General features: G+C 41.6%; 23 protein-coding genes. 13 read left to right on the top strand and 10 right to left on the bottom strand.

The features are described from left to right. Positions 1 to 286 precede the first annotated feature (286 nt). The 4 genes from NSMS1_RS03410 to NSMS1_RS03395 all read left to right on the top strand — a co-directional run bounded on the left by NSMS1_RS03410 (position 287) and on the right by NSMS1_RS03395 (position 5,724). Positions 287 to 1,150, top strand: a complete 864-nt coding sequence (locus NSMS1_RS03410; protein ID WP_224091032.1) for a DUF6671 family protein — start codon at positions 287 to 289, stop codon at positions 1,148 to 1,150. A 481-nt stretch (positions 1,151 to 1,631) separates the two neighbouring features. Beyond that, positions 1,632 to 2,981, top strand: a complete 1,350-nt coding sequence (gene mgtE, locus NSMS1_RS03405; protein WP_224091029.1) for a magnesium transporter — start codon at positions 1,632 to 1,634, stop codon at positions 2,979 to 2,981. A 145-nt stretch (positions 2,982 to 3,126) separates the two neighbouring features. Continuing rightward, entirely contained in the window at positions 3,127 to 4,128 is a 1,002-nt protein-coding gene (locus NSMS1_RS03400) for an aspartate carbamoyltransferase catalytic subunit (RefSeq protein WP_224091028.1), read from the top strand. Positions 4,129 to 4,290: 162 nt separating this feature from the next. Beyond that, on the top strand, positions 4,291 to 5,724 hold the full coding sequence (locus NSMS1_RS03395; protein ID WP_224091027.1) for an IctB family putative bicarbonate transporter: 1,434 nt from the start codon (positions 4,291 to 4,293) through the stop codon (positions 5,722 to 5,724). A gap of 177 nt (positions 5,725 to 5,901) precedes the next feature. Here the strand turns inward: NSMS1_RS03395 and NSMS1_RS03390 are convergent, their stop codons facing one another. Together NSMS1_RS03390 and smpB are read right to left on the bottom strand one after the other, a co-directional pair. Continuing rightward, on the bottom strand, positions 5,902 to 6,201 hold the full coding sequence (locus NSMS1_RS03390; RefSeq protein ID WP_224091026.1) for a WGxxGxxG family protein: 300 nt from the start codon (positions 6,199 to 6,201) through the stop codon (positions 5,902 to 5,904). Positions 6,202 to 6,377: 176 nt separating this feature from the next. Further along, positions 6,378 to 6,845 carry an SsrA-binding protein SmpB gene (gene smpB, locus NSMS1_RS03385; protein WP_224091024.1) on the bottom strand — a complete coding sequence of 156 codons (468 nt, stop codon included), beginning with the start codon at positions 6,843 to 6,845 and terminating at the stop codon, positions 6,378 to 6,380. A gap of 539 nt (positions 6,846 to 7,384) precedes the next feature. On the opposite strand from smpB, the gene NSMS1_RS03380 reads away from it, so the two are divergent. Beyond that, positions 7,385 to 8,068 carry a response regulator transcription factor gene (locus NSMS1_RS03380; RefSeq protein WP_224091021.1) on the top strand — a complete coding sequence of 228 codons (684 nt, stop codon included), beginning with the start codon at positions 7,385 to 7,387 and terminating at the stop codon, positions 8,066 to 8,068. A 15-nt stretch (positions 8,069 to 8,083) separates the two neighbouring features. Further along, the gene (locus NSMS1_RS03375) at positions 8,084 to 9,337 is read left to right on the top strand and encodes an ABC transporter substrate-binding protein (protein ID WP_224091018.1); all 1,254 of its coding nucleotides are present in this window, start codon (positions 8,084 to 8,086) and stop codon (positions 9,335 to 9,337) included. Position 9,338: 1 nt separating this feature from the next. Here NSMS1_RS03375 and NSMS1_RS03370 read toward each other — a convergent pair whose 3' ends face one another. From NSMS1_RS03370 to murC, 4 genes are all read right to left on the bottom strand, one after another. Then, on the bottom strand, positions 9,339 to 9,824 hold the full coding sequence (locus NSMS1_RS03370; RefSeq protein WP_224091015.1) for a low molecular weight protein-tyrosine-phosphatase: 486 nt from the start codon (positions 9,822 to 9,824) through the stop codon (positions 9,339 to 9,341). A 166-nt stretch (positions 9,825 to 9,990) separates the two neighbouring features. Beyond that, a complete protein-coding gene (locus NSMS1_RS03365) occupies positions 9,991 to 10,335 on the bottom strand; it encodes a YbaB/EbfC family nucleoid-associated protein (RefSeq protein WP_224091013.1) in 345 nt (114 codons plus the stop codon). A 171-nt stretch (positions 10,336 to 10,506) separates the two neighbouring features. Further along, complete coding sequence (gene murB, locus NSMS1_RS03360) at positions 10,507 to 11,502, bottom strand: UDP-N-acetylmuramate dehydrogenase (RefSeq protein ID WP_224091010.1); 996 nt, start codon at positions 11,500 to 11,502, stop codon at positions 10,507 to 10,509. A 96-nt stretch (positions 11,503 to 11,598) separates the two neighbouring features. Beyond that, complete coding sequence (gene murC / locus NSMS1_RS03355) at positions 11,599 to 13,059, bottom strand: UDP-N-acetylmuramate--L-alanine ligase (protein ID WP_224091004.1); 1,461 nt, start codon at positions 13,057 to 13,059, stop codon at positions 11,599 to 11,601. A gap of 395 nt (positions 13,060 to 13,454) precedes the next feature. Between murC and nadD the strand changes: the two genes are divergently transcribed. Continuing rightward, positions 13,455 to 14,081, top strand: a complete 627-nt coding sequence (nadD, locus tag NSMS1_RS03350; RefSeq protein ID WP_224091000.1) for a nicotinate (nicotinamide) nucleotide adenylyltransferase — start codon at positions 13,455 to 13,457, stop codon at positions 14,079 to 14,081. Between the two features lie 115 nt (positions 14,082 to 14,196). After that, positions 14,197 to 15,210, top strand: coding sequence for a type I glyceraldehyde-3-phosphate dehydrogenase (locus tag NSMS1_RS03345; protein ID WP_224090998.1), 1,014 nt, complete (start codon positions 14,197 to 14,199; stop codon positions 15,208 to 15,210). Between the two features lie 47 nt (positions 15,211 to 15,257). Here NSMS1_RS03345 and thiL read toward each other — a convergent pair whose 3' ends face one another. Beyond that, positions 15,258 to 16,241: a thiamine-phosphate kinase gene (thiL, locus tag NSMS1_RS03340; protein ID WP_224090990.1), complete on the bottom strand. Its 984-nt coding sequence runs from the start codon at positions 16,239 to 16,241 to the stop codon at positions 15,258 to 15,260. Between the two features lie 123 nt (positions 16,242 to 16,364). Here thiL and NSMS1_RS03335 point away from each other — a divergent pair, with 123 nt between their 5' ends. Continuing rightward, positions 16,365 to 16,937 carry a Uma2 family endonuclease gene (locus tag NSMS1_RS03335; protein ID WP_224090984.1) on the top strand — a complete coding sequence of 191 codons (573 nt, stop codon included), beginning with the start codon at positions 16,365 to 16,367 and terminating at the stop codon, positions 16,935 to 16,937. Between the two features lie 63 nt (positions 16,938 to 17,000). On the opposite strand, the gene NSMS1_RS03330 is transcribed toward NSMS1_RS03335, so the two are convergent. Continuing rightward, positions 17,001 to 18,107: a peptidylprolyl isomerase gene (locus NSMS1_RS03330; RefSeq protein WP_224090982.1), complete on the bottom strand. Its 1,107-nt coding sequence runs from the start codon at positions 18,105 to 18,107 to the stop codon at positions 17,001 to 17,003. A gap of 248 nt (positions 18,108 to 18,355) precedes the next feature. Here NSMS1_RS03330 and efp point away from each other — a divergent pair, with 248 nt between their 5' ends. From efp to NSMS1_RS03315, 3 genes are all read left to right on the top strand, one after another. Beyond that, positions 18,356 to 18,913, top strand: coding sequence for an elongation factor P (gene efp / locus NSMS1_RS03325; protein WP_224090980.1), 558 nt, complete (start codon positions 18,356 to 18,358; stop codon positions 18,911 to 18,913). A 153-nt stretch (positions 18,914 to 19,066) separates the two neighbouring features. Next, entirely contained in the window at positions 19,067 to 19,609 is a 543-nt protein-coding gene (gene accB, locus NSMS1_RS03320) for an acetyl-CoA carboxylase biotin carboxyl carrier protein (RefSeq protein WP_224090978.1), read from the top strand. Between the two features lie 211 nt (positions 19,610 to 19,820). Further along, positions 19,821 to 20,165, top strand: a complete 345-nt coding sequence (locus NSMS1_RS03315; protein WP_224090976.1) for an ArsR/SmtB family transcription factor — start codon at positions 19,821 to 19,823, stop codon at positions 20,163 to 20,165. Between the two features lie 63 nt (positions 20,166 to 20,228). Here the strand turns inward: NSMS1_RS03315 and NSMS1_RS03310 are convergent, their stop codons facing one another. Both NSMS1_RS03310 and NSMS1_RS03305 read right to left on the bottom strand, forming a co-directional pair. Continuing rightward, a complete protein-coding gene (locus tag NSMS1_RS03310; protein ID WP_224090974.1) occupies positions 20,229 to 20,846 on the bottom strand; it encodes a GerMN domain-containing protein in 618 nt (205 codons plus the stop codon). A gap of 488 nt (positions 20,847 to 21,334) precedes the next feature. Then, on the bottom strand, positions 21,335 to 23,149 hold the full coding sequence (locus NSMS1_RS03305; protein ID WP_224090972.1) for a proline--tRNA ligase: 1,815 nt from the start codon (positions 23,147 to 23,149) through the stop codon (positions 21,335 to 21,337). Positions 23,150 to 23,330: 181 nt separating this feature from the next. Between NSMS1_RS03305 and NSMS1_RS03300 the strand changes: the two genes are divergently transcribed. Next, the gene (locus NSMS1_RS03300; protein ID WP_224090970.1) at positions 23,331 to 24,707 is read left to right on the top strand and encodes a 1-acyl-sn-glycerol-3-phosphate acyltransferase; all 1,377 of its coding nucleotides are present in this window, start codon (positions 23,331 to 23,333) and stop codon (positions 24,705 to 24,707) included. Positions 24,708 to 24,896 lie beyond the last annotated feature (189 nt).

Raw genomic sequence — 24,896 nt, 5'->3', positions numbered from 1 at the left:
GGTTATAAGAAACTATCATAGATAACCATGAGGAAGCAAGCACCCTCATCAAAGATTTGTGTCGTTTGTATCTTAAGAAGTCAGTTTGCGGAAGCTTTGCCGTAGGCTATACAGGAGGTAGGAGGAAGACTTACACCGCTTATTGCTTCACTTATTGAATATTTACTCTGACACAAGCACATCTATAATCAAGCGGTGAAAAGAACCAAAATTTTTATAAAATTAGAATAATTAACTGTTTTAGAATGATGAGAATGTATCTATAACTAACAGGGATAAACAGAGGATGAATTATCAGCAATTATTTAGCGATCGCCTAGCTGTATTGGCGACAATGCACCAAAAAGAAAAAGTAATTGCTCCCCTATTAGAACAGACATTAGGTGTAAAAACTTTAGTACCGCAAAATTTTAATACAGATATTTTCGGCACGTTTACCAGAGAAGTTAAACGCCCAGGTACGCAAATAGAAGCAGCAAGAATAAAAGCCGAGAAAGCTTTAGAATTAACAGGCGAAAGTTTAGCGATCGCCAGTGAAGGTAGTTTCGCCCCTCATCCATTAGTTCCTTATATTTCTTCTAATCGAGAAATCGTAATTCTCATAGATAAAATTCATAACCTAGAAATTATTGGTGAAGAATTTTCAACAGATACTAATTTTAACCACCAAGTTATAAAAAATCTCGATGAAGCATTTGTTTTTGCTCAAAAAAGTGGTTTTCCTGAACATGGGTTAGTTGTTTGGTTTGAAAGCCCAGAAAAAAGATGTAATGAGATAATTAAAGGTATTCTTAAAGAGATAGATTTAATAGAGGCTGTTACTTTTGCCTTGCATAACTCAGCCGATGGTAAGGTAAATATTGAGACAGATATGCGGGCAATGTACAACCCCACCCGCATGAAAAATATTGCAAAAGCAACCCATAGTTTACTCAAGAAAATCAGTAGTTGTTGCCCGCAATGTAATACACCTGGATTTGAAATTACAGAAAGAATCCCAGGCTTACCATGTGAACTGTGTCAAACGCCTACTAACCTCACGCTCAGAGTAATTTACCAATGTAAAAAGTGCGGTTTTAGGCAAGACAAGCTGTTTCCTAATGGTCAAGAATTTGCTGATCCGGCTCAGTGTATGTACTGCAATCCTTAAATCTATAATTTAGCTTGATATTAAATTCATATTTCAGTGATTCTAACGTTTACAGAAATTACTAGAACCGGGTTCAGTATAGTTACTGAAGTATGGCTTTGAAAGTTCTCAGCCTTGCGAAAAAATGCTTATTACTTAAGTGATAAATGTTTGGTTTTTATGAAGTTTGAAAGTAAATCTTGGGAACGACTTGACACAAATTGTAACAGTAGTAAAATTTACAATAACTAGCAAGCTTTAGGGTAATAATTGGCTAAATATTGTGTGGAACTTCCAAGATTTTGCACAATTTCACAAGCTAACTATCGGAAAGTCAAATTCCGAGTTAGGATGAAGGCTTAAGTAATGCCCTAATTTACTATCGAGTTCAATTTTTGAAATTTTTATGGACAAAAGTCCACAAGACGGCAGTATTATCCTCCTCTGAGCTTGGCGAGCTAGTCTCCCAGCGCGGGGGAGACAATAGGAGGTAAGTAGAATCATGCTCACACAGGATGTTCGCAATGCGTTAGATGTTGCTGACTTAAACCAGCTTAAATGCGACCTAAATCAGTTACAACCCGTAGATGTAGGAGACTATATTGCTGAGTTGCCAGAAAAGCAAAGAGCGATCGCTTTTCGGCTACTTAACAAAGATCAAGCAATTGATGTATTTGAGTATTTACCAACAGAAATTCAAGAAGAATTAATTAACTCCCTACATGACGCGCAAGTAGTCCAACTTGTAGAGGATATGAGTCCTGATGAACGGGCAGAACTATTCGATGAACTGCCGGCTGGGGTAATTAAGCGCTTATTAAAGGAACTAAGTCCAGAACAAAGACAAGCTACCGCCACCATTCTCGGCTATCCCGAAGGTACAGCCGGGCGGGTGATGACTACAGAATACGTCCGGTTGCGCGAAGGCTTGACAGTAGGAGAAGCCCTGAGCAAAATTCGCCGCCAAGACGAAGATAAAGAAACGATTTACTACGCCTACGTTACCGACGACAACCGCAAACTAGTGCGAGTGGTTTCCTTGCGGCAACTATTATTCACCTTTCCCGAAGTGCGGATTCGTGATATATCTAGCGATCGCGTAGTTAAAGTCAAAACCGATACACCCCAAGAAGAAGTAGCGCAAGTCATGAAACGCTACGACTTAATCGCCATCCCTGTAGTTGATAGGGAAGAGCGATTAGTCGGTATCATTACCATTGATGACGTAGTTGATATTTTAGAAGAAGAAGCTACAGAAGATATTCAAAAATTAGCAGGTGTAGGCGGTGATGAAGCCGCCTTATCTCCGCCACTACTCACCATCCGTAACCGCTTACCCTGGTTATTAGGGATTATGGCATTGTATATTGGCGCAGCCAGTGCGATCGCTCCCTTTCAGCCAATCATTTCTGCCGTACCATTACTAGCCGTAATCATGCCCATATTTTCCAATACAGGCGGTACAGTTGGCATTCAAGCATTAACAGTTACCATTCGTGGCTTAGGCATAGGTGAAGTCACACCCAAAGACACCATGAAAATCCTGCGAAAAGAACTTATTGCAGGTTTAGGCACGGCGGTAGTTTTAGGTATAACAATGTTTGCATTGTCCCTAATTTGGGCAAAACCTCAAGACCGTTGGGTGGCTGTAGTCGCCGGAGGAGTCATGGCAACTAACACAATGGTAGCTGTTACCCTTGGTACTTTATTACCAATGGCATTAAAACGCCTGAAACTAGACCCCGCCCTAGTTAGCGGCCCCCTAGTCACCACATTGCTAGACACCATCGGCTTCTTAACCTTCCTCACCCTAATTTCCACAGCCTTGAATGTCTTTCATTTCACAACTTGATGGGGACAATGGACAATTGAAAATGGACAATTGACAATGGACAGTGAACAGTGAACAGTGGACAATTGACAATTGTCAGTGGACAGTGAACCGTGGAAATAACCTGTCAACTGTCAACTGTCAACTGTCAACTGTCAATTGATTTATGCCTACCTCGAATTGGAATCGCCATCACGTCCTTTCTTTAGCTGACTTCACTGCGGCTGAATACGATACCGTCTTACAAACTGCGGCTAGTTTTCAAGAAGTGTTATCACGACGCACGAAGAAAGTACCAGCTTTGCAAGGACAGGTAGTGGCGAATCTATTTTTTGAACCATCTACCCGCACTCGTAGCAGTTTTGAACTTGCTGCTAAACGCCTAAGCGCGGATACTCTGAACTTTGCTGCATCTACTTCTTCCATGACTAAGGGAGAGACAATTTTAGATACAGCCAAGACATATTTAGCGATGGGTACTGATATTATGGTGATCCGCCATAAGGAAGCAGGAGTACCAAATGCGATCGCACAAGAAATGGATCGTTTAGGTGTCCGTGTTAGCGTCCTCAATGCAGGTGATGGTCAACATGAACACCCATCCCAAGGATTGCTAGATTTATTTACTATATGTAGTTTAATTGACCCTGCTAATCCTCGGCTAGAACTTTTACAGGGGAAAAAAATTGCGATCGTTGGTGATATCCTTCATTCGCGCGTAGCAAGGTCGAATATTTGGAGTTTAGTTGCAAGCGGCGCTCAAGTACATCTAGCTGCACCACCTACTTTATTACCCAAGTTATTTGCCGACTATATTTTTGAGCAAGAAACAGTACCACCCGGTAAATTATTTATTCATTGGCAATTAGAACCAGCTTTACAAGATGCTGATTTTGTCATGACGCTACGTCTGCAAAAAGAGCGGATGACTGCCCATTTACTGCCCAGCTTACGCGAGTACCATCAATTATTCGGCATCACCCGCAGCAAACTAGAACTATCTCAGCCACATGTGAAAGTTTTACATCCTGGCCCAGTTAACCGTGGTGTAGAAATTAGTTCCGATTTGATGGATGATCCAGAATTTAGTTTAATTCAATCTCAAGTAACGAGTGGCGTAGCTGTACGCATGGCTTTGTTGTACCTCATAGGTAGCGGTAAAACTTAACCAGAACTTACGCTAAATTATATTTCTTCCCCATTACCCATTACCGCCCTTCACAGATATGATAAGTCCTCAAGCGGACATGACATTGTTGTTAGTTATAATGAGCCGCATTAAGATTAAGTCCAGGTTCCCTAAGAACTTGCATCAAGTGCAGCTTGTTTTATGAATTTAGTCTGGCAACGATTTACTTTATCCTCTGTACCCGTCAAACAGTTTCTCGGTACAAGTTACCTATACCGTTCTCTGGTGGGACTGTTATCCTCTTGGAGACAAACCAGCTTCTTGCTGCGGTGGGGAGATGCCATAGCAGCTGTGTTACTCAGCTTGGTATATCTCCTAGCCCCTTTTGTCTCTAGTACCTTGATCGGGGTCTTGCTTATAGCTTGTATAGCATTTTGGTTACTGTTAACTTTATCCGATGAACCTGCTACTGGCAATAATACCCTAGTCACTCCCATACACCTGTTAGTGTTGCTCTATTGGGGAGTTGCGGCTACAGCAACGGCATTATCACCAGTAAAAAAAGCAGCGTTAAATGACTTGTTCACTTTGACGCTATACTTACTGCTATTTGCCCTTTGTGCTAGGGTGCTAAGATCGCCTCGCCTGCGATCGTGGATTATTAATATATACTTAGGCACTTCGCTTGTTGTCAGTTTCTATGGGATGCGACAATGGCGTTTTGGTGCGCCACCTCTAGCTACTTGGGTAGATCCTGAGTCTACACTTTCTAAAACAACCAGGGTTTACAGTTATTTAGGCAACCCGAATTTATTAGCTGGGTATCTGTTACCTGCGGTAGTTTTTAGCCTCATGGCAATTTTTGTTTGGCAAGGCTGGATGAAAAAAGCTTTGGCATTGACAATGCTAGGTATTAACGCTGCTTGCCTGATTTTTACTTATAGCCGTGGTGGTTGGATTGCACTAGTAGTAGCAATTTTAACGGCAACTGTGTTGCTAATTTATTGGTGGGGTTTGCGAATGCCGACTTTTTGGCGAATTTGGTCAATACCCATACTTTTGGGAAGTTTACTTGGGGTATTGGTGTTAGCCTTCATATTTGTTGAGCCAGTTCGCTTACGGGTTTTAAGTATCTTTGCCGATCGCGCCGATAGTAGTAATAATTTCCGTCGCAATGTGTGGGATGCTGTATTTGAGATGATCCGCGATCGCCCCATTATTGGTATCGGCCCTGGTCACAATTCTTTTAATAAAATCTACCCTCTTTATCAGCGCCCTCGTTATACTGCTTTGAGTGCCTATTCCATTTTCCTGGAAGTAACTGTAGAGATGGGTTTTATTGGTATAGCCTGTTTTCTTTGGTTAATTATAGTCACCGTCAACACAGCGCTTGTGCAGTTAAACCGATTACGTCAATCAGCCAATATCCAGGGCTTTTGGTTAATCGGTGCATTAGCCGCTTTGTTAGGAATGCTGGCTCACGGTACAGTAGACACCATTTGGTTTCGTCCTGAAGTTAATACCCTCTGGTGGCTAGTGGTTGCTTTAATTGCTAGTTACTGGACACCTTTAGTTGATAACAATCAAGAAAGTTATTTGACACAGAACGAGCAAATTACAGATAACAATTCGTAATTAAGAGAAGTAGAGCAACATGAAATTCCCGAAAATCTGAGGTTGAGCTTAAATCTCTTAATTTTGAATCGAAATAATGAGGCACGGCATGATTTATCAGTGTCAACGCGGTACTTATCTACCGCCGTGCCTATATGTACGGCAAACTTTGTCAACTATCTTGTATGTTCTAACTATCTACTCACGGTAGGTACTAGCACCAGGCGCACTAGGATCGCGGTAACGGGTGGGTTCATCATCACGTTTTTTACCAGCTAAACCAGCTAAACCTAGTAAACCGAGTAGACCTAACCAACCCCAGTCAAAACCATCGTTATTTGCAGTGCGGTCATAGGTTGTGGTTGTGGTTGTACCGGTTGTACCGCCATCTGTGCTAGGGGATGTGCTTGTTTGCGCGTTTGCAGGTAAACTTAAAGGTAAGGCCATACCTAAACTCAGTACAGCAGCGCCAAGTGTCTTGGTTAAAGCGTTTTTCATGGTGAGAGTTCCTTGTTGCTTCCAAAGTTACTCACCAATGTATCGGGTCTGCAATTAAGTCGAATCAACCTGGGGCTATAAAGTGGGGGTTTTGTTAATTCACCTGAAGATATACAATCTTTCGCTAATTGCGATCGCCATCTAACTCTACTGTAGTAATCAAGCCACAAGAAAAACTAGTAATTTTTCATGGCTCTTTGCATGTCGCGCTGATCCTGGCGGCGTTTGAGGTCGTCTCGCTTATCGTGGAGCTTCTTACCTTTACCAAGAGCAATACTAATTTTCACCCAGCCGCGTTTGAGGTACATTTTCAAAGGTACTAATGTCAAACCCTGCTGTTCTACTTTGCCTATCAGCTTACGAATTTCCTGACGGTGTAATAGTAGCTTGCGTGTCCGGCGTGGTTCGTGATTAAAATACTGCCCACTAGCGTTATAGGGAGAGATATGAACGTTAATTAGCCATAGTTCACCATCCCGCAATATAGCATAGCCATCTTGTAGATTTACTTTCCCTGCACGAATTGATTTAACTTCTGTTCCCGTCAACTGAATACCAGCCTCATACGTTTCCAGAATTTCGTACAAGTAACGGGCTTGTCGGTTATCGCTAATAACTTTGTAACTTTCGCTCTTATCGCTCATTGAAAATCAGACCGCTTTTAAAATTAAACTTACTGCAAAAATAATTTTGGTGAATCAGCCATAGTCAACCTAAATGAGTTATAACTGTTTCTCTTGGTAGTTGACACTCAACAACGACTAAGAGTTTTCAGAAATTAAATAGGATTTTATGGTGGATTCGCCAGGGCATATTAAACCAATATAATAAATGTTGAACTAAGTCTGAGTAATATCTACATAATTTAGCGTTTCTCCCTTGCCAACAAAAATTTCCCTTAAATTATGAATGCTATAAAAATAAGTTATAATTTATACTATGGCTACGAAGATTGATTTATCCATATTAGTCTGTAGTTTTGCTTGGCGAGGGATGAAAGCAGCACTTAAATTCGTTATCCTGAATATTGATTTAATATTTTCTTTATAAATTACTCTTATAGTATTCATTAGCTGTTAATCCTGTCATAGTATGAAACATGAGAACACTATGTTGTGGGTGTTCATAGATGGAGCTTGTAGAGATAATCTCAGTAAAAAATAATGCTAGGGGTGTACGTTCCATGCCCTTGACGATCCTTGTGGTGGATGACGATCTGGGCACTCGTCTGTCTATTAGTGACTATTTAGAACTGTCTGGCTACTCAGTAATTACGGCTAATGACGGTCAAGAAGCTTTAGCGATGGTAGAAACATACCATCCTGATTTGATTGTTACCGACATTGTGATGCCGAGAATGAATGGTTATGAGTTGGTACGTCAGGTACGTCAACAACCCCCATTCCGTTTACTACCTGTAATTTTATTAACAGCACGTACCAGAACTCAGGAAAGGATTCTCGGTTATCAGTCGGGATGTGATTTATATTTACCTAAACCTTTTGAGTTAGAGGAGTTAGCAGCAGCAATTCGGAATTTATTAGAGCGATCGCAAATCATCCAATCTGAATACAGATTTTCTCATAAAGACAGTTCAGCCAATGCCCTCCCCACAAAAACTGTCGAGAATCATCACTCTGTATTTACCCATGTAGACAAATCGCAATTACTCTCGTCTTTGACTGTAAGAGAACAGGAAGTATTAGAGATGCTAACTCACGGTTTATCTAATATTGAAATTGGCAATCAATTACACCTAAGTTCCAGAACCGTGGAAAAGTACGTTAGTAGTTTATTGAGAAAAACTGCTACCAGTAATCGAGCTGAACTGGTACGCTTTGCTATGACCCACGGTTTAGTAGAGTAATCAAATTGAATTGCTATGAAAAATGCGATCGCCCTTAAGTCCCGCGTTAGTATCTCTCATTACATACCATTATTAGTTATTTGCTCTGTACTATTAACAGCTTGTGGTAGAAGTAATAGTACTAATGTACAGTCAGCAAATAATCCCACATCTAAAACAACTCAAGCTAACACTATTCCTATTGGTATCGCCTTTGCCCAAACAAGTAACGTAGCTTTACTTGGTCAAGAGGGAACTGACGGAGTAAAAATTGCTGAAAAGTATTTTAATAATAAAGGTGGTATTAACGGTAAACAAATTAAATTAATATTTCAAGATACTGGTGGTGATGAAGTCGGCGCGATTAATGCCTTCCAAACATTAATTAATCAAAATAACGTTGTAGGCATTATTGGTCCTACCCTATCACAACAAGCATTTAGCGCTGACCCCATAGCAGAACGTAATCAAGTTCCAGTCATTGGTGCATCAAATACAGCTAAAGGTATTCCCGAAATTGGTGATTATGTTGCCCGTATTTCTTCTTCGGTTGCTGTCGTCGCCCCTTATGCAGTGAAAGCAGCACTCAAACAAAACCCTAATATCAAAAGAGTAGCGGTATTTTACGCACAAAATGATGCGTTTAATAAGTCAGAAACAGAAATATTTCAGAAGACAGTTAAAGATTTAGGGTTAGATTTAATTACAGTCCAAAAATTTCAAACTACAGATACCGATTTCCAAACTCAAGCTAGTAGCGCAATTAATTTAAAACCAGATTTAGCGATTATTTCTGGGCTGGCTGTTGATGGGGGTAATTTAGTCAAACAATTACGAGAACTTGGCTATAAAGGCACAATTATCGGTGGCAATGGATTCAATACATCACATATATTTTCAGTATGTGGAAAGCTATGTGATGGCGTAATTATTGCCCAAGCTTATAGTCCAGAATACAAAAATGAAATTAACACAGCATTTCGCAAAGCCTACATCGAGCAGTACCGTAAAGAACCATCCCAAGTCAGCGCCCAATCTTTCGCTGCTTTACAAGTATATGTAGAAGCACTACAATCTTTAAACAAAAAAAGGCAGATTAATGATTTAACCTTACCTGAGTTGCGTAAAGAATTAAATCAAGAACTACTTAAATTAACCTATCAAACTCCTCTAGGTGAAATAGCTTTTACGCCAGTAGGTGAGGTAATTCAAAAAGAGTTTTACGTAGCCCAATTGAAGATGGATGCAAACGGTGTTAATGGCAAATTTGCTTTTTTAAATATCAAATAAATCAAGTTTCTAATTCTTGACTGGTGACGTATTGCAGCAAACCCTCACAAGCATCAACCAGCAAATCAATTACCTGATTAAATCCTTCCGTTCCACCATAATAGGGATCTGGAACTTCCTTTAATTCGTGGCGTGAGCAAAACTCACACATCAAACGCACCTTATGGTGATATTGCCCTGTTGGATCAAGTGCGATAATATCATCATAATTATCTCGATCCATTGCGAGGATCAGATCAAAGTCTTGAAAATCAGACTTAATAAATTGCCTAGCCCGACCACGCAATGTAATTCCTAACTTCGCCACTGCGGCTGCACTCATTCGTCGATCAGGAGAGCTACCGATGTGATAGCTAGAAGTACCAGCAGAGTCACAAACAATTTTGTCGCTCAAACCTGCTTGCTCAATTTGATGATTCATAATATTTTCTGCCGAGGGTGAGCGACAAATATTTCCCAGACAGACAAATAATAGTTTGTAAGGCATAAGTAATAATTCGTAATTCCTAATTAAAACAAAATCTTTAATTAAGTTTCTATACAAAAAATAGTGTAAAAATTTACCCTAAAAATGTCAAAAGTCAATAGTCGCAACTCTTAGTCTACAAAGCTGTGGACTAATGACTAATGACTAATGACTAATGACTAAATATCTAAAATCCAGGTAATTCTAAGCCACTGGTTAAATCTTCCATGCGCTCCCGCATTGTGGCTGTAGACTTGTTGTAAGCATCTTTCATTGCAGCCGTTACCAAATCGGAAAGTAAATCTGCCCCTTGTGCTAAAGCATCTGGGGAAATTTCTACCCGCTTTGGTTCCTGGTTGCCACTGACGATTACTTTGACTAGACCACCACCAGATTCTCCCTGAATTTCCATTTGCTCCAATTCTTCTTGGAGTCGCTTTGCGCCTTCTTGAACTTGCTGCGCTTTCTTGAAAGCATCGGCCAGTTCTTTCATTTTTCCCAGGCCAAAGCCACCAAATCCTTTTCCTGTCATAATTAATAGTCCGCGTGTGCGTTCAATAACAAATCAAATTCAATTATAGATGCGGTAGGCAATTTGCTTATTTTTTTACCAAAATCTTAGGGAATAGATGTATCAGTTATTAGTTATCAGTTAGCAGTGAACAGCTAACATGGGCTGTTCACTGATTGAGTACCTAACATCCTAAGCCGCCTGAAATTCGCCCAGCATTTTGACTTCTGGTTCTAGCAAGATTGACCAGCGTTCTTGGACTTCTTGCTGAATATGGCGAATGAGGCTGAAGATGTCATTGGCTTTGGCTCCTCCACGATTGACAATAAAATTGGCATGGAGATTAGCTACTTGTGCGCCGCCGATTTGGTAGCCTTTTAAGCCAGATTGTTCAATTAACCAACCAGCCGCATAAGGTTTGGGGTTGCGGAACACACTACCACAACTGGGGAAGTTGTAAGGTTGGGTGCTTAACCGATGCTGTTTATGTTGTCTGGTTGTGGCTGTGACAAAGGCGGGGTCAAAGCCTGGTTGCAATTGGAGGGTCGCCTGGGTAACTACACGATCGCTACCTTGTAATAACGAAGTACGATATGTATAGCCTAATTCTTCTGGTGTCAGTGTCTCTATTGTGCCGTCTGGTGAAAGTACCTGAGCGCTCACTAATATATCTGCGATGCAGCTATTATGCGCTCCGGCGTTCATAACTACCGCACCACCAACGCTACCAGGAATACCTACAGCCCACTCTAAGCCTTGCCAACCGTGTTTTGCCGCTTCCCATGCGAGGCTGGGAATTGATTCTCCAGCAGCTACGGTTATCCGACCAGTTTGGTGGTCAAAGTGGCTGTAACGCAGATGTCTGGTAGCAATGACTAAACCAGAGATACCGCGATCGCTCACTAACAAATTAGAACCAGCACCTAAAGTTGTTACTCTTAAATCATGTTCTTTTGCATACTGGAGGCTGGCTTGCAACCCTTCTACATCACGAGGGGCGACATATAGTTCAGCCGCTCCCCCAACCCGATAGGAAGTATATGCAGATAACAAAGCTTGGGATTTAATCTCGCAATTAGTACCGGGTAAGTAAATAATTTTACTATTTGTTGCGCGATCGCTATCCTGTGTCTCTACATTGGAAGCATCAACTGTGCAGGCGTTTCCAACTGCCTGGGAAATTTTCATCTTACGTCAATTATTTGTGAAATTTTTACATTTATCTGCCGTATTTATACGGCTTTTTTGATAAAACTGTTACTAAACAGACACTTGTGAGTATCCTTACAACGTGGCTGTTGCAGGTGTGCAAAGTGTGGTAATAATTTCTGGAATTGCTTGATTGAGATTTCCTGCACCCAGAAATAGGGCTAAATCACCAGGGCGCAGAGTCTTGATTAAGTACTCGCACACTGTGGAGATAGTTGGTTGATAAACTACCTGCGGATGCTGTTGAGCAATTTTCTCTGCCAACTGTTCACCACTGATTTGTCCTAAATTGGGTTCGCCTGCACTGTAAATATCGGTCAGGACTACTAAATCAGCATGACCGAAGGACTCGGCAAATTCTTCTAAAAAAGTCAGGGTACGACTATAGCGATGAGGTTGGAAGATAGCAACCACTCTTTGTCCTGGTCTAGCTTGGAGACGGGCTGCGGCTAAGGTAGCCCGAATTTCGCTAGGGTGGTGTGCGTAATCATCAATGAAGGTGATACCATCAACTTCGCCGCGAAACTCGAAGCGTCGTCTTGCACCTTCAAAACTGGCGATACCTTTAGCGATTTCGCCAAATTCTAAACCCAGGTGACGACCAACAGCTACGGCAGCTAAAGCATTACTCAGGTTATGGCGACTTAGTAATTTTAAGTTCAGCACACCTAAAGCTTTGCCTTTTTCCCAGACTAAAGCCGTAGTGCCATCAGCACGGTAGTCGATATTGGTAACGCTGTAGTCAGCTTCTGTATCTTGATGGAGGCTGTAAGTAATTGTAGGTTTTAGGCGGTCTTTTACTGTCGCACAATCGATACTGCCAATGAGAACTTTGCAGCCGTTGGCAAATTGCTGAAAAGTAGCAACTACTTCTTCTAAAGTGTCGTAATGGTCAGGATGGTCTAATTCAATATTAGTGATAATGCCAATCTCTGGAGAGTGTTTTACCAAAGAACCATCAGATTCATCTGCCTCAGCCACCAAATAGGGACTTTGACCAATTCTGGCGTTACCTTCCCAGGCGTTGACTTCTCCACCGACAATGATTGTCGGGTCTAAACCTGCTGCTAGTAACATATACCCAATCATGCTACTAGTTGTCGTTTTACCGTGAGTTCCTGCTACAGCAATGCTATGATGCTCGGCAATTAGAGCAGCCAGTACATCTGAGCGATGGAAAATCGGACATCCTAATTTTATTGCTGCTTGATATTCTAAATTATTAGAGTTAATTGCGGTTGAACAAATTACTTGGGGCAATGTTGAATTGCCACCAGGAAACTTTTCTTGTGAATTTAATTCTACTTCCTTAGATTCAACTTTAGTCCCAAAGAACTCAAGATTACTAGCTTCTTGTCTACTAAAAATATGTGCGCCGATAGATTCTAATTTGCGCGTAATATGATTCGGTCGGAGGTCAGAACCTGATACTGGCAAGTGACGTTTAGCTAAAACGTATGCCAGAGCCGACATTCCTATCCCGCCAATTCCGATGAAATGAAACGGTCTACCAGCAAAATCTACACTATTACTCATTTAGATTACTCCTCTTAACACCACACCACACCATACATCACAAATAACACGGGTATCATAACAGGATTTGTATTTTTACTGTAACTACTCCGATAGGTTTTTCAAGGATGATTTTCTATAGGAGTTGTAAAATTGAGAATGATTTTACCTTGGTTAGAGGTTTTTGCTATTTCTATACTGTTTTTATGATTATTCAGTAAATTTTTGTCACATCGGGAAAGAAATTCTTGTAATGTGAAATACATACTATTCCGTTCCTTACTGGTATAGCCTACATAACCATATTCCTAGCGAAATTGCTTTTAATATTCCATCGAGCTACGGCATGAATTTTATTAAAATTATGATGTTGCCGATGAAAATCATTTTCAATTGCACCCAGCCAAGATATCACTATGCAGCATCTGGCAATTTTTGGCGGTACATTTGACCCTATTCATTGGGGACATTTACTCATAGCCGAAACAGCTTTGCAACAAATCCCAATTGAAAAATTAATTTGGGTTCCTTCATCAAATCCTCCTCATAAAAAAGCATCTTATTTTAAACATCGCTGGGAAATGCTGCAATTAGCTACACAAGATCACCCGGCGTTTACTGTCTCCTGTGTGGAGAAAAATCGCCCAGGCGTTTCCTATGCGATCAATACCTTGATCGACTTATCTGCTTGTTTCCCAAATACTCACTGGTACTGGATAGTAGGCTTGGATACCTTCCAAACCTTACCGCGTTGGTACCGTGGACACGAACTAGCGCAAATGTGTGATTGGTTAATCGCACCCCGATTGCTAGGTGGTGAGAATATAGCTCAAAGTGAGTTAATCTGCAAGCAAGTGAAGCAAAAACTAGGGGAGCAGTCAATTGCTATTCACTGGCACTTATTGAATATCCCTTTAATGGGAGTTTCGTCAAGCCTAATTCGTAAACTTTATCGCTCAGGTAAGTCAATTCGTTATTTAGTCCCAGAAAATGTGCGCTCCTACATCATGAGTCACGACCTCTACTCAGAAGATTGTGAATAAAAATGTGTTTTTTTTTGGATTTAACACTTTATGGTTATAAATACCTTCCCCCTTTGCGATATGATTGGGGTCAAAGATATCAACTTATAGGCATAAATACAGAGGGCAAGACACTGTGATTAGAGTCGCAATCAACGGGTTCGGGCGCATCGGACGTAACTTTGCACGTTGCTGGCTGGGAAGACAAAATACCAATATCGACCTTGTAGCTATTAATGACACATCAGATCCAAGAACTAATGCTCACCTCCTAAAGTATGATTCCATGCTTGGGAAGTTAAAGGATGTTGACATTACGGCTGATGACAACTCTATCATCGTTAACGGTAAAACCATTAAATGCGTATCTGATCGCAATCCAGAAAACTTGCCCTGGAAAGAATGGGAAATTGATTTAATTATCGAAGCAACAGGCGTATTTACTAGCAAAGAAGGTGCATTAAAGCACGTTAATGCTGGAGCCAAGAAAGTTCTGATCACAGCCCCCGGTAAAAACGAGGATGGAACTTTTGTAATGGGTGTAAACCATCATGAGTATGATCACAACGTACACAACGTTATTAGTAATGCCAGCTGTACAACTAACTGTCTAGCTCCCATTGCTAAGGTAATCAACGATAAATTCGGGATTATCAAAGGCACAATGACCACCACCCACAGCTACACAGGTGATCAGCGCTTACTAGACGCTTCTCACCGTGATGTACGCCGGGCAAGAGCTGCGGCCATCAACATCGTTCCTACCTCCACCGGTGCGGCGAAAGCAGTAGCATTAGTTATTCCAGAACTCAAAGGCAAACTCAATGGTGTTGCCTTGCGCGTACCTACCCCGAACGTCTCAATGGTAGATTTCGTAGTTCAGGTTGAGAAGCGTACTATTACTGAAGAAGTTAACCAAGCTCTTAAGGATGCTTCTGAAGGCCCACTTAAAGGCATTCTCGACTACAGCGAACTGCAATTAGTATCCTCCGACTATCAAGGAACAGACGCTTCCTCCATCATTGATGCCAGCTTGACCCTAGTTATGGGCAACGACTTAGTAAAAGTTATGGCTTGGTATGACAACGAGTGGGGTTATAGCCAGCGCGTTCTCGACTTGGCAGAATTAGTGGCTGAGAAATGGGTTTAAGTTAGTCAACAGTCAACAGTTTTTGACTATTGACTATGGACTTTGGACTATTGACTAAAGTGTTGAAATCCCTGGCTAAGACTGAGAACTTGGTCAGGGATTTTTGTGTTTTGATGATGTATTAGTACATCGGTACTTGATGTAATCGTGCCGATGATGGTTGCGCCTTGACCCAACTTTTTTACTAGAGTGGTGGCTGCGTCCGGTGGCAAACACAGCACTAGTTCAAAGTCTTCGCCACCGTAGAAAGCATAGTTCAGGGCTTGTTCTGGTGTTAGCCAATGGTCAAAAGCTGTTGGTAAGGTAATTTGGGAGCTTTCTAGCACAGCACCAACCCCACTGGCTCGACAAATTTGTAGTACCGCATCTGCTAAACCATCGCTACTATCCATACCAGCGATAGGGATTAGGGGAAGATGAGGGAGGACATCTAATCGTGGCTGGGGACGCTGGTGTGCCTTGATTAAAGCTGCCTTTTCTGGGATGGAGAGGTCTTTACCTATTTGGGGGTCTAACAGCAGTTTTAAGCCCGCGTGGGAGGCTCCATGAACACCTGTGACTACGATCGCATCTCCGACTTGAGCGGCAGAACGGCGGATAATCCTATTGGGTTGGACTTGACCGAAAGCAGTAATGGATAAACTGGTGATAGGCGATCGCACAATATCCCCACCCACAATCGGGGTATGGTATTGTTGCAGACACTGTGTCATCCCCTGGTATAAACTCTCTACCCAACTAACGCTCAAATCCCCTGGAAGCCCCAGTGCAACAGTGATCCCCAAGGGAGTTGCACCCATTGCTGCCAAATCTGACAAATTTGCCGCCGCCGCTCGCCATCCCGCATCTTCTGGGGAAGTTGTAGCATCGCTAAAATGCACACCATCAACGAGCATATCTGTGGTAACTACCAAAGATTGTCCGGCTTCTGTCACCAATACCGCCGCATCATCGCCAATAACATCTGGTGGACAGAAGCTTTGTAATCTTTCTAGTAGTCCTTGTTCGCCAATATCTTTTACTTTGGTCATTGGTCAGTTGACAGTTGACAGTTGACAGTCGTTAGTAGTTCTTTCTCCCTTGTCTCCCTTGTCTTTGCCCCCACTCCCCACTCCCTCAAGTTACGATAATGGTATCGTCTAGGGTCTGTTGGGATGCTCACTACACCAGTAACAAATCTCACATTTGAAGAGTATTTAACTTATGATGATGGCAGTGGTTTTCACTATGAACTGGTGGATGGCAAGCTGGAATTAATGAATCCCGCGACGATTGAACATTTCTTAATTGTTGATTTTTTGGATACTGTTCTCAAAGCAGAAATTAGAAGGTTGACTTTGCCTTGGTTAGCTTTCAGAGAAACTGGGGTGAGGACAGGTAGAAATAAATCTCGGTTGACTGATTTGTGTGTGGTAACACAAGAGCAAGCAAGAGAATTGCTCAAGGTTTCAGCCGTGTTTGAGACACCACCATTACTGATTGTAGAGGTTGTCAGTCCAGATTCAATCAAGCGGGACTATCGCCATAAGCGGTCTGAGTATGCGGCGGTTGGAGTTCTAGAATATTGGGTTGTTGACCCACTAGACGCGAAAATTTCTGTATTGTTGCTGGAAGAAGGGTTTTACGAGGAGACTGTGTTGACTGCTGACCAGAAGATTGTATCGCGGATTTTTCCAGACTTAACGATAACTGTCGAGCAAGTTTTGAATGCGGGGAAGCTTGGTTAGGGTAGGTGTAGTAAGCCTTTAGTTGGGTATTAGCGCTAAAGTGCTTACTACGAACTTGATATATTAGGCTGATTGGGGTTGTACTAGGTTTTCTATACCCTGAACTACGGTAGTTGATTCGATTCTGTCGCCGGCTTTGAGTGTATCTAAGATGTCTTTACCTTCAATGAGATAGCCAAAAACTGAGTAGCGACCATCTAATAAATTGCGTCCGGCTGGGGTGAGTTCTGGTTCAAATAGGAAGAAGAAGACTTGAGAAGAACCGCCATCAACTTCGCTTTCAGGACGAGCCATAGCTAACGCACCAAAGGAAGAGAATGGTAATACTGGCATATCTAGGTAACGGCCAGCATCTTCTAAGGTAATGCCGTAAGTTGGCTTTTTCTCACCCTCTACAAGAATTTCTAAAGGAATAGCTCGATATTTACCAGTTTTGGGGTCAATGAAACCCTGTTCTTTTCCTGGGGGATCTCCTGTTTGCAAAACATAAGATTCTTCAGAACGGGTAAACTCTAAACCGTTATAAAATCCTCGTTGTACTAAATCTACAAAATTCCCAGCCGTGACAGGGGCGCTGTAACCATCTACAACAACGGTTAAATCGCCTTTGTTGGTTTTAATGGCTATAGTGGCGCGTCCTTTGAGTTGGGGAAGGTTGCTGTATTCTTCGGGAACTTCAAAGGGAAATTCCTTGACCATTGATTCTTCCAAGAGAGAGACTAAATTTAACAGTTTCCCTCTCTCTATGAGAACTTGTTCTTTATTTTTTGTCTGAGCAAGTTCTTGAACTTTGGCTACACCAGATTTTAATTCATTTAGCCAAGTTTCGGCTTGGGGTTGGCGTTCTTCCGGAACGCTTGTTAGGATTTGTGAAGGTTTATCAAGAATGCGGGATGCTTTACTCAGGTCTTTGGAGACAGCACCCCAGCGTTTATTGGCACGCAGTTGGTTAGAAATGTCTTCTAAACTGGCTTGCAGTTCGCGTACCGGCTTGTTATCTATCGGGAGTGCATACCGCAACAAAGCTCTACCGTCAGTAATTGCATTTCCCGATGGTAAAGCAGCGTTACTGGAGGGAGTCCAGCCAGCTGTACTTATGCCTAAAAATATTGTTACTAGCAGTATTGCCATGAGGCTGTTCTTCAGCCAGGATTTTAATAAATTCAACATGGAATAGCTCAATGTAGCATTAGATTGTTAACTAGGCGTAACCCATCAATCATCTTCCCACAGTACGAGCATGAGTGCTGAGTAGGGAGTAGGGAGTAGGGAGTAGGGAGTGGTGAGTAGGTAGTAGGGGTAGTAGAGAAGAAAAATAATAACTATGGACTAATGACTAATGACTAATGACTATGGACTAATGACTCCTTTTGAAGGGTACAATAAATGCCGATTGTCTTCCAAAACTTGAAAGCTTCATGATTTCTAGTAACGATTTTCGACCCGGTGTATCCATTGTCCTCGATGGGTCTGTATGGCGAGTGATTGATTTCCTTCACGTTAAGCCTGGTAAGGGTTCTGCCTTTGTGCGGACAACTCTTAAAAATGTGCAATCTGGCAAGGTTTTAGAAAGAACTTTCCGGGCAGGGGAAACTGTTCCACAAGCTACTTTGGAAAAAATTACGATGCAGCATACCTATAAAGAGGGCGATGAGTTCGTCTTTATGGATATGGAAAGCTATGAAGAAGGACGACTCAGTGCTACACAAATTGGCGATCGCGTCAAATACCTCAAGGAAGGTATGGAAGTAAACGTGATTCGCTGGGGTGAGCAAGTGCTGGAAGTTGAACTTCCTAACTCTGTAGTTTTGGAAGTTATACAAACAGACCCAGGTGTTAAAGGCGACACAGCTACAGGTGGTACTAAACCTGCAACTGTAGAGACTGGTGCAATTGTGATGGTTCCTTTGTTTATTTCTCAAGGTGAACGTATCAAAATTGATACACGGGAAGATAAATATTTAGGCAGGGAATAGGTTTAATCTCATCCGAGAACAACTCCCGATTTCAATCCCTATTTAGGGATTAAATCCCTGCCACACTGAGCCAATTCAAAATTCATTTTCTGAATTTTGAGTGATTGGTATTAAAAATTCTTAATTTACGGACTGGTCGAGGTAATAAAAACTGTGCCATTGGACTTTAATGAAATCCGTCAACTGCTGACAACTATTGCACAAACAGATATTGCAGAAGTAACTCTTAAAAGTGATGACTTTGAACTAACAGTTCGTAAAGGTGTTAGTGTTACCAATCAAATTGTGCCGGTTGCTCCAGCAACATTAAGCGGTGTGGTTGGTTCGGGATTGCCATCGGTAGCACCGATTGTCACTCAGGCTGCCCCAACTCCAGCATTGGAGGTGGGGACAAGCCGTACTTCAGATAATGGGGGTGCTGGCACACCACCAAGTGCCAAAATAAATGACCCGAAATTGCTGGAAGTGCCTTCGCCAATGGTGGGAACATTCTACCGCGCTCCGGCTCCGGGTGAATCGCCATTTGTGGAGGTGGGCGATCGCGTGCGTCAAGGGCAAACGGTCTGCATTATCGAAGCCATGAAGCTGATGAATGAAATTGAGACTGACGTTTCTGGACAAGTTGTCGAAATTCTTATCCAAAATGGCGAACCTGTAGAATATAACCAGCCATTAATGAGAATTAAACCTGATTAAGTATTAATCTATATAAGTGAGTCATTACTAAAACTAAGTTGCTAGTTATGTATGGTTGTTGGATTTGGTAATTGGTCATTGGTAATGGGTAATTGGAAAGAAATATTAACCTATTACCCATTACCCATTACCAGCCCTGAAATTGATAACTAACAACTGACCTATAGCAATGAATCATTTGTAAAACAGTCAGTCCTGCGGGTCAATCCTGATGAAACAAGCCTTGCATGTATCTCAAGAAGTGGTGCAACAAGTAGCCGAATACTTCAGCCTGTTAAGTGAGCCGATGCGTCTGCGGCTGTTGCACTTATTACGGGATGAAGAAAAATGTGTACAAGAGTTGGTAGAGGCAACCCAGACTTCGCAGGCTAATGTTTCTAAACACCTGAAAGTAATGTGGCAAGCAGGCATCCTTAGCCGTCGTAGCGAAGGGACTAGCGCTTACTACAGGGTAGAAGACCAGATGATTTTTGAGTTATGTAATCGGGTTTGCGATCGCCTAGCTACAAGGTTAGAACAGCAAGCCCGTAACTTTAGGGTGTTAAATAAAAATTAGTTTATGGTCTATAGTCCATAGTCCATAGTCCATAGTCCATAGTCAAAAAATGTTGACTGTTGACTAAATTGGATAATCTTTCTTGAAGCCGTCGCGGGTGAGGGGTTGGTCTAATACTACACCTTCACCACCTAGTGTATCTAATCGTTTTCCATTGATATCAATGTAAACTTTAGCATTGGGGTTTAATGTTGTAGCAGTATAAACCACTTGACCTACACGAGCCATCATTGAGGTACTACCACCACCACTGGTAAAGTCTTCTGATAAATTAACGTGTACCTCGTTATTCTCTACTTTTAGCCCTAACAGCTTGGTTCCTTTAGGAATGGTAGTAGAATCTGAGCCTTCTGTTGGGCCTGCTAATAGATTCTCGAAAGCTTTTTCTAAGACTTGGTTTGGTTGCACAGCAGCTACTCTCACTTGCTGGGGTACTAAGTCAATGTTGTTACCTTTTGATTGCAGCCAGTAAACATTAGCTGTTTGCTCATTATTGTTAGTTGGCTGTCTGTTTGTTGGTTGATTCGGTTGCTGGACGCTTTGGGATGGATTTGATGATGTGGAAGAATCTGGTGTCTTGGAAGTCATCCAAGCTACACCACCACCGACTGCTATAACTGCTGCTGAGACTGCTGCAATCACACCTGAAGATATACGATTTGATCCTTGTTGGTTATTCATAATTTAAAACCTTCCTGACTGTGGGCTAAAACAGGATTTACACAATAATTTTTTAAGTTCAGGGTATAAGAGTATAAAAATTGAGAAACATACACCCCTACACCCTTATACCCTTTACCTCAACCATAGCTTTTCTTCACCGATAATTCCTAATGATAGTCTTGTGATGAAGAGTAGCCTGATTAAGGACGATGCTAATAAATGGAGAGTTTCCCAAAAAACCTAAAGGATAGCTCTGTAAATCCAAATGCTGCGCTTTCTCATTCTAGAAACTTTATTCTTAATTCTAGAATTTGCATTTGGATTCGTCACCTGTCAAATTATGTAAATCTGGAAATCTTAGTTTTTTCTGGAGATTCTTAACAATTAAATTAGAAATACAGGAAATATAGAACAAAAGTGGACTGTTAACTGTTGATGGTTGACAGTTAACAGTCAGCAGTCAACAAAGCATAATAGCCTATTGATTAATTTGCATCCATCAGTATTTAACTTTTGTTTTCTGTCGCTGCTCTAATCCATTGCTTGAGTGTAGTAATAACTTCATCAATGGGTATTTCTTGAGATTGGCGAGTAGCCCTTTCTACAACTTCAACTTTACCGTTAGCGATCGCTCGTCCTGTAACAATTCTATAAGGAATGCCAATTAGATCGGCATCTTTAAATTTTACCCCGGCGCGTTCATCGCGGTCATCTAATAAGGTTTCTACTCCTGCTTGATTCAGTTGGGTGTAAAGCTTCTCGGCAATTTCTACTTGTTGAGCATCGTTAATGTTAGGAATTGTCACGATTGCATGATAAGGAGCGATCGCGACTGGCCAGATAATGCCATCTTTATCATAAGACTGTTCTACGGCTGATTGGGCTAATCGGGATACTCCGACACCATAGCAACCCATAACGAGGGGTTTTTCTTCTCCTTGTTCATTGGTATAAGTTGCGCCTAAAACTTCGGAGTATTTTGTACCTAATTGGAAGATGTGACCGGCTTCAATTCCTCTAGCGCTTTTTAGGAGTTGTGTTGAGTCATGAACAGCGCGATCGCCTGGTCTTGCTTTGCGCACATCTACAACAATTTCTGGTAGTGTAAATTGTTCTCCCCAATTCGCACCAACAACGTGATAACCAGATTCATTTGCGCCAGTGATGAAGTTTTTTAAATCAACGACTGTTTTATCAACGAACCGGACAAATTTTGGATGAATCTGTTTATTTCCAGCAATATAATCATCAGCAATATCTGGTGCAATATAACCTAATGGTAAAGATTTACTCGTCCAGGTTTGCTGAGTTTCTGCACTGGGTACAGTTAAACTAATGATAGTTTTAGCACCATAATTAGGAGTTAATTTAGTTAGTTCGTTCTGTAATTTAACTTCATTAACTTCCTGATCACCACGGATACTTATCAATACCAAAACTGTTAAACCATTGTCGTAAACAGCTTGATAGAGAACATTTTTTACTACTTGAGTAGGAGAAGCCTTCAAGAATTGAGTAACTTTTTCAATTGTTTCTGTTCCTGGTGTTTCTCTCTTTTCAAAACTTGTAAATTGTGATGTCTCAGCATCCGCAGGTAAGGAAACGGCTTTTTCCACGTTAGCGGCGTATTTTCCATCATAGGTGTAGAGAACTTCATCTTCCCCGGCTTCCGCCAACACCATAAATTCTGTTGAACCGGAACCACCAATTGCACCAGAGTCAGCTTCTACAGGACGAAACGCTAAACCTGCACGCCGTAGCATATTGCTGTAGGCTTGGTACATATCCTGATAGGTTTTCTTCAGGCTTTCCTCATCGGTGTGGAAAGAATAGCCGTCCTTCATGATAAATTCTCGTCCGCGCATCAAACCAAACCGGGGACGAATTTCATCGCGGAATTTGGTTTGTAGCTGATATAGATTTAGCGGTAGCTGACGGTAAGAGCGAATCATATCACGAGCAATTGTCGTAATTACTTCCTCATGCGTCGGTCCTAACCCTAATTCTTGTTCACGACGGTCAATTAGGGAGAACATAATCCCCTCAGCTTTAGTATAAGTATCCCAACGTCCTGATTCCTTCCACAATTCTGAGGGTTGTAATTGAGGTAGGAGACATTCTTGTGCGCCTGTAGCGTTCATTTCTTCCCGCACAATTTGGGAAACCTTTTGCAACACCCGCCACATCAGAGGGAGATAAGCATAAATACCGCTACCGATGCGACGAATATATCCTGCACGCAATAACAGCTTATGGCTAGGAATTTCCGCATCAGCCGGATCATCCCGCAGTGTAACGAATAACATTTGTGACAGTCGCATCGTTATATTCCTTTTCTCCTAGTTATAAAATTACGAAATTTCGAGTATAAAGTATGAATTTAGTCCATAGTCATTAGTCATTAGTCCATAGTCAACAGTCCAAAGCAATTCTCCCTCATCTCCCCCCACTTCCACATCTCCCCCTACTCCCTACTCCCCACTCGCCACTCCCTCATCTCCCATGATTTACCAAGCACAACCACCTCTCGAATTTATCCCCCCAGCTTTTAATCCTCTATTTCTGCGGTTTGTTCATCTGTTTTTACCAACGTGGATACGTACTCAAACAGCCATTAACCACATTGAAGCAGACAATGTTGAGGTTTTAGTGAAGCTCTATCGGGAGTTTCAAGAGAAGAAAATCCGCTTTTTATTGGCGTTTCGCCATCCGCAGACAGAAGATCCATTTTCTTTGGTTTATTTGCTTTCACAAATCGTACCAAGGGTAGCACGACAGCAAAGTATAGCACTAGAATCTCCTATTCACGCTCATTTTATTTACGATCGCGGTATTCCGCTTTGGGCGGGTGAATATGTTGGCTGGATTGCGTCACAATTGGGGGGAACTCCTATACAACGGGGTAAGGCTGACTGGACTGGGTTACGTTCGGCGCGGGATTTGTTCGCCAATGGTAGATTTCCGATGGCGGCTGCACCAGAAGGTGCTACTAATGGTTTATCGGAGAAGATTAGCCCATTAGAACCAGGAATTGCTCAAATGGGTTTTTGGTGTGCTGAAGACTTGCAAAAAGCTGGACGCACTGAACAGGTTTTAATTGTACCAGTTGGGATTAAATATAGTTACGTTGATGCACCTTGGAATGCGATCGCTCAACTTCTAGATGAGTTATCTATAGCTAGTGGTTTACCTGTAGATACAACAGCTAACACCCAAGTTCCTGATTTAGAGTCACTATATCCGCGCCTGTTAACTTTGGCTGAACACTTACTTTCTTTGATGGAAGAGTTTTACACCAAATTTTATCATCTCAAGCTGTCTCCAGCCACAGAGGAGGTAAATGGCGATCGCAACGAAGCGTTAAAATTGCGGTTACAAGCTTTGTTAAATGCAGCCCTACAAATAGCCGAACAGCATTTTAACTTACAATCTAAGGGAGGTTTTAGCGATCGCTGTCGTCGGGTAGAACAGGCTGGGTGGAATTATATATTTAGGGATGATTATAAGGATACAAAAGGATTATCTGCTGTTGAGAGAGCATTAGGCGATCGTGTTGCGGAAGAAGCTAATGCGAGAATGTGGCACATGAGATTAGTGGAAAGTTTTGTAGCAGTTTCTGGTAATTATATCCGCGAAAAACCCACAGTAGAAAGATTTGCCGAAACTGTTTTAATTGTCTGGCAGATGTTAGCAAAGATTAAAGGTGGAAAATCTTTCAATCGTCCCAAACTAGGCAAGCAAAAAGTCAAACTTACCATCGGTGAACCGCTATCTGTTACAGAATTGTATCCTAAATATAAAGAGAGTCGCTTAGGTGCAAGACAAGCCGTTGCTGATTTAACCAACGATTTACAACAAGCAATGGAAAGTTTAATTTAATTAACAAATTTTAATCTTTTAAATTTAGATCAAACACACCATAACTGCGGCTAGTAAAATACTAATCAGTATGTACTATCAACTGCACTTAAATATAGAAATATCCGCTTTTTTAAGCTCTTACTGTATATACTGAGCATAGCTCAAATGTTAGTTAATCTTAAATAAGTTTAATTACTGTCAATTTTA

This window comes from Nostoc sp. MS1, from assembly GCF_019976755.1.
Taxonomy (GTDB): domain Bacteria; phylum Cyanobacteriota; class Cyanobacteriia; order Cyanobacteriales; family Nostocaceae; genus Trichormus.
Note: the sequence above shows the minus strand (reverse complement) of the source record. Positions and strands in the feature narration are given on the sequence as shown.

Coding starts and splice junctions, on each gene's coding strand:
- mgtE (WP_224091029.1), top strand. CDS start 1,632: ATGCTCACACAGGATGTTCGCAATGCGTTAGATGTTGCTGACTTAAAC.
- NSMS1_RS03335 (WP_224090984.1), top strand. CDS start 16,365: ATGCTCACTACACCAGTAACAAATCTCACATTTGAAGAGTATTTAACT.
- NSMS1_RS03310 (WP_224090974.1), bottom strand. CDS start 20,846: ATGAATAACCAACAAGGATCAAATCGTATATCTTCAGGTGTGATTGCA.
- NSMS1_RS03305 (WP_224090972.1), bottom strand. CDS start 23,149: ATGCGACTGTCACAAATGTTATTCGTTACACTGCGGGATGATCCGGCT.
- NSMS1_RS03370 (WP_224091015.1), bottom strand. CDS start 9,824: ATGCCTTACAAACTATTATTTGTCTGTCTGGGAAATATTTGTCGCTCA.
- thiL (WP_224090990.1), bottom strand. CDS start 16,241: ATGACCAAAGTAAAAGATATTGGCGAACAAGGACTACTAGAAAGATTA.
- NSMS1_RS03390 (WP_224091026.1), bottom strand. CDS start 6,201: ATGAAAAACGCTTTAACCAAGACACTTGGCGCTGCTGTACTGAGTTTA.
- NSMS1_RS03330 (WP_224090982.1), bottom strand. CDS start 18,107: ATGTTGAATTTATTAAAATCCTGGCTGAAGAACAGCCTCATGGCAATA.
- efp (WP_224090980.1), top strand. CDS start 18,356: ATGATTTCTAGTAACGATTTTCGACCCGGTGTATCCATTGTCCTCGAT.
- NSMS1_RS03365 (WP_224091013.1), bottom strand. CDS start 10,335: ATGACAGGAAAAGGATTTGGTGGCTTTGGCCTGGGAAAAATGAAAGAA.
- NSMS1_RS03315 (WP_224090976.1), top strand. CDS start 19,821: ATGAAACAAGCCTTGCATGTATCTCAAGAAGTGGTGCAACAAGTAGCC.
- NSMS1_RS03300 (WP_224090970.1), top strand. CDS start 23,331: ATGATTTACCAAGCACAACCACCTCTCGAATTTATCCCCCCAGCTTTT.
- murB (WP_224091010.1), bottom strand. CDS start 11,502: ATGAAAATTTCCCAGGCAGTTGGAAACGCCTGCACAGTTGATGCTTCC.
- murC (WP_224091004.1), bottom strand. CDS start 13,059: ATGAGTAATAGTGTAGATTTTGCTGGTAGACCGTTTCATTTCATCGGA.
- NSMS1_RS03395 (WP_224091027.1), top strand. CDS start 4,291: ATGAATTTAGTCTGGCAACGATTTACTTTATCCTCTGTACCCGTCAAA.
- nadD (WP_224091000.1), top strand. CDS start 13,455: ATGCAGCATCTGGCAATTTTTGGCGGTACATTTGACCCTATTCATTGG.
- NSMS1_RS03400 (WP_224091028.1), top strand. CDS start 3,127: ATGCCTACCTCGAATTGGAATCGCCATCACGTCCTTTCTTTAGCTGAC.
- NSMS1_RS03375 (WP_224091018.1), top strand. CDS start 8,084: ATGAAAAATGCGATCGCCCTTAAGTCCCGCGTTAGTATCTCTCATTAC.
- NSMS1_RS03380 (WP_224091021.1), top strand. CDS start 7,385: ATGCCCTTGACGATCCTTGTGGTGGATGACGATCTGGGCACTCGTCTG.
- smpB (WP_224091024.1), bottom strand. CDS start 6,845: ATGAGCGATAAGAGCGAAAGTTACAAAGTTATTAGCGATAACCGACAA.
- NSMS1_RS03410 (WP_224091032.1), top strand. CDS start 287: ATGAATTATCAGCAATTATTTAGCGATCGCCTAGCTGTATTGGCGACA.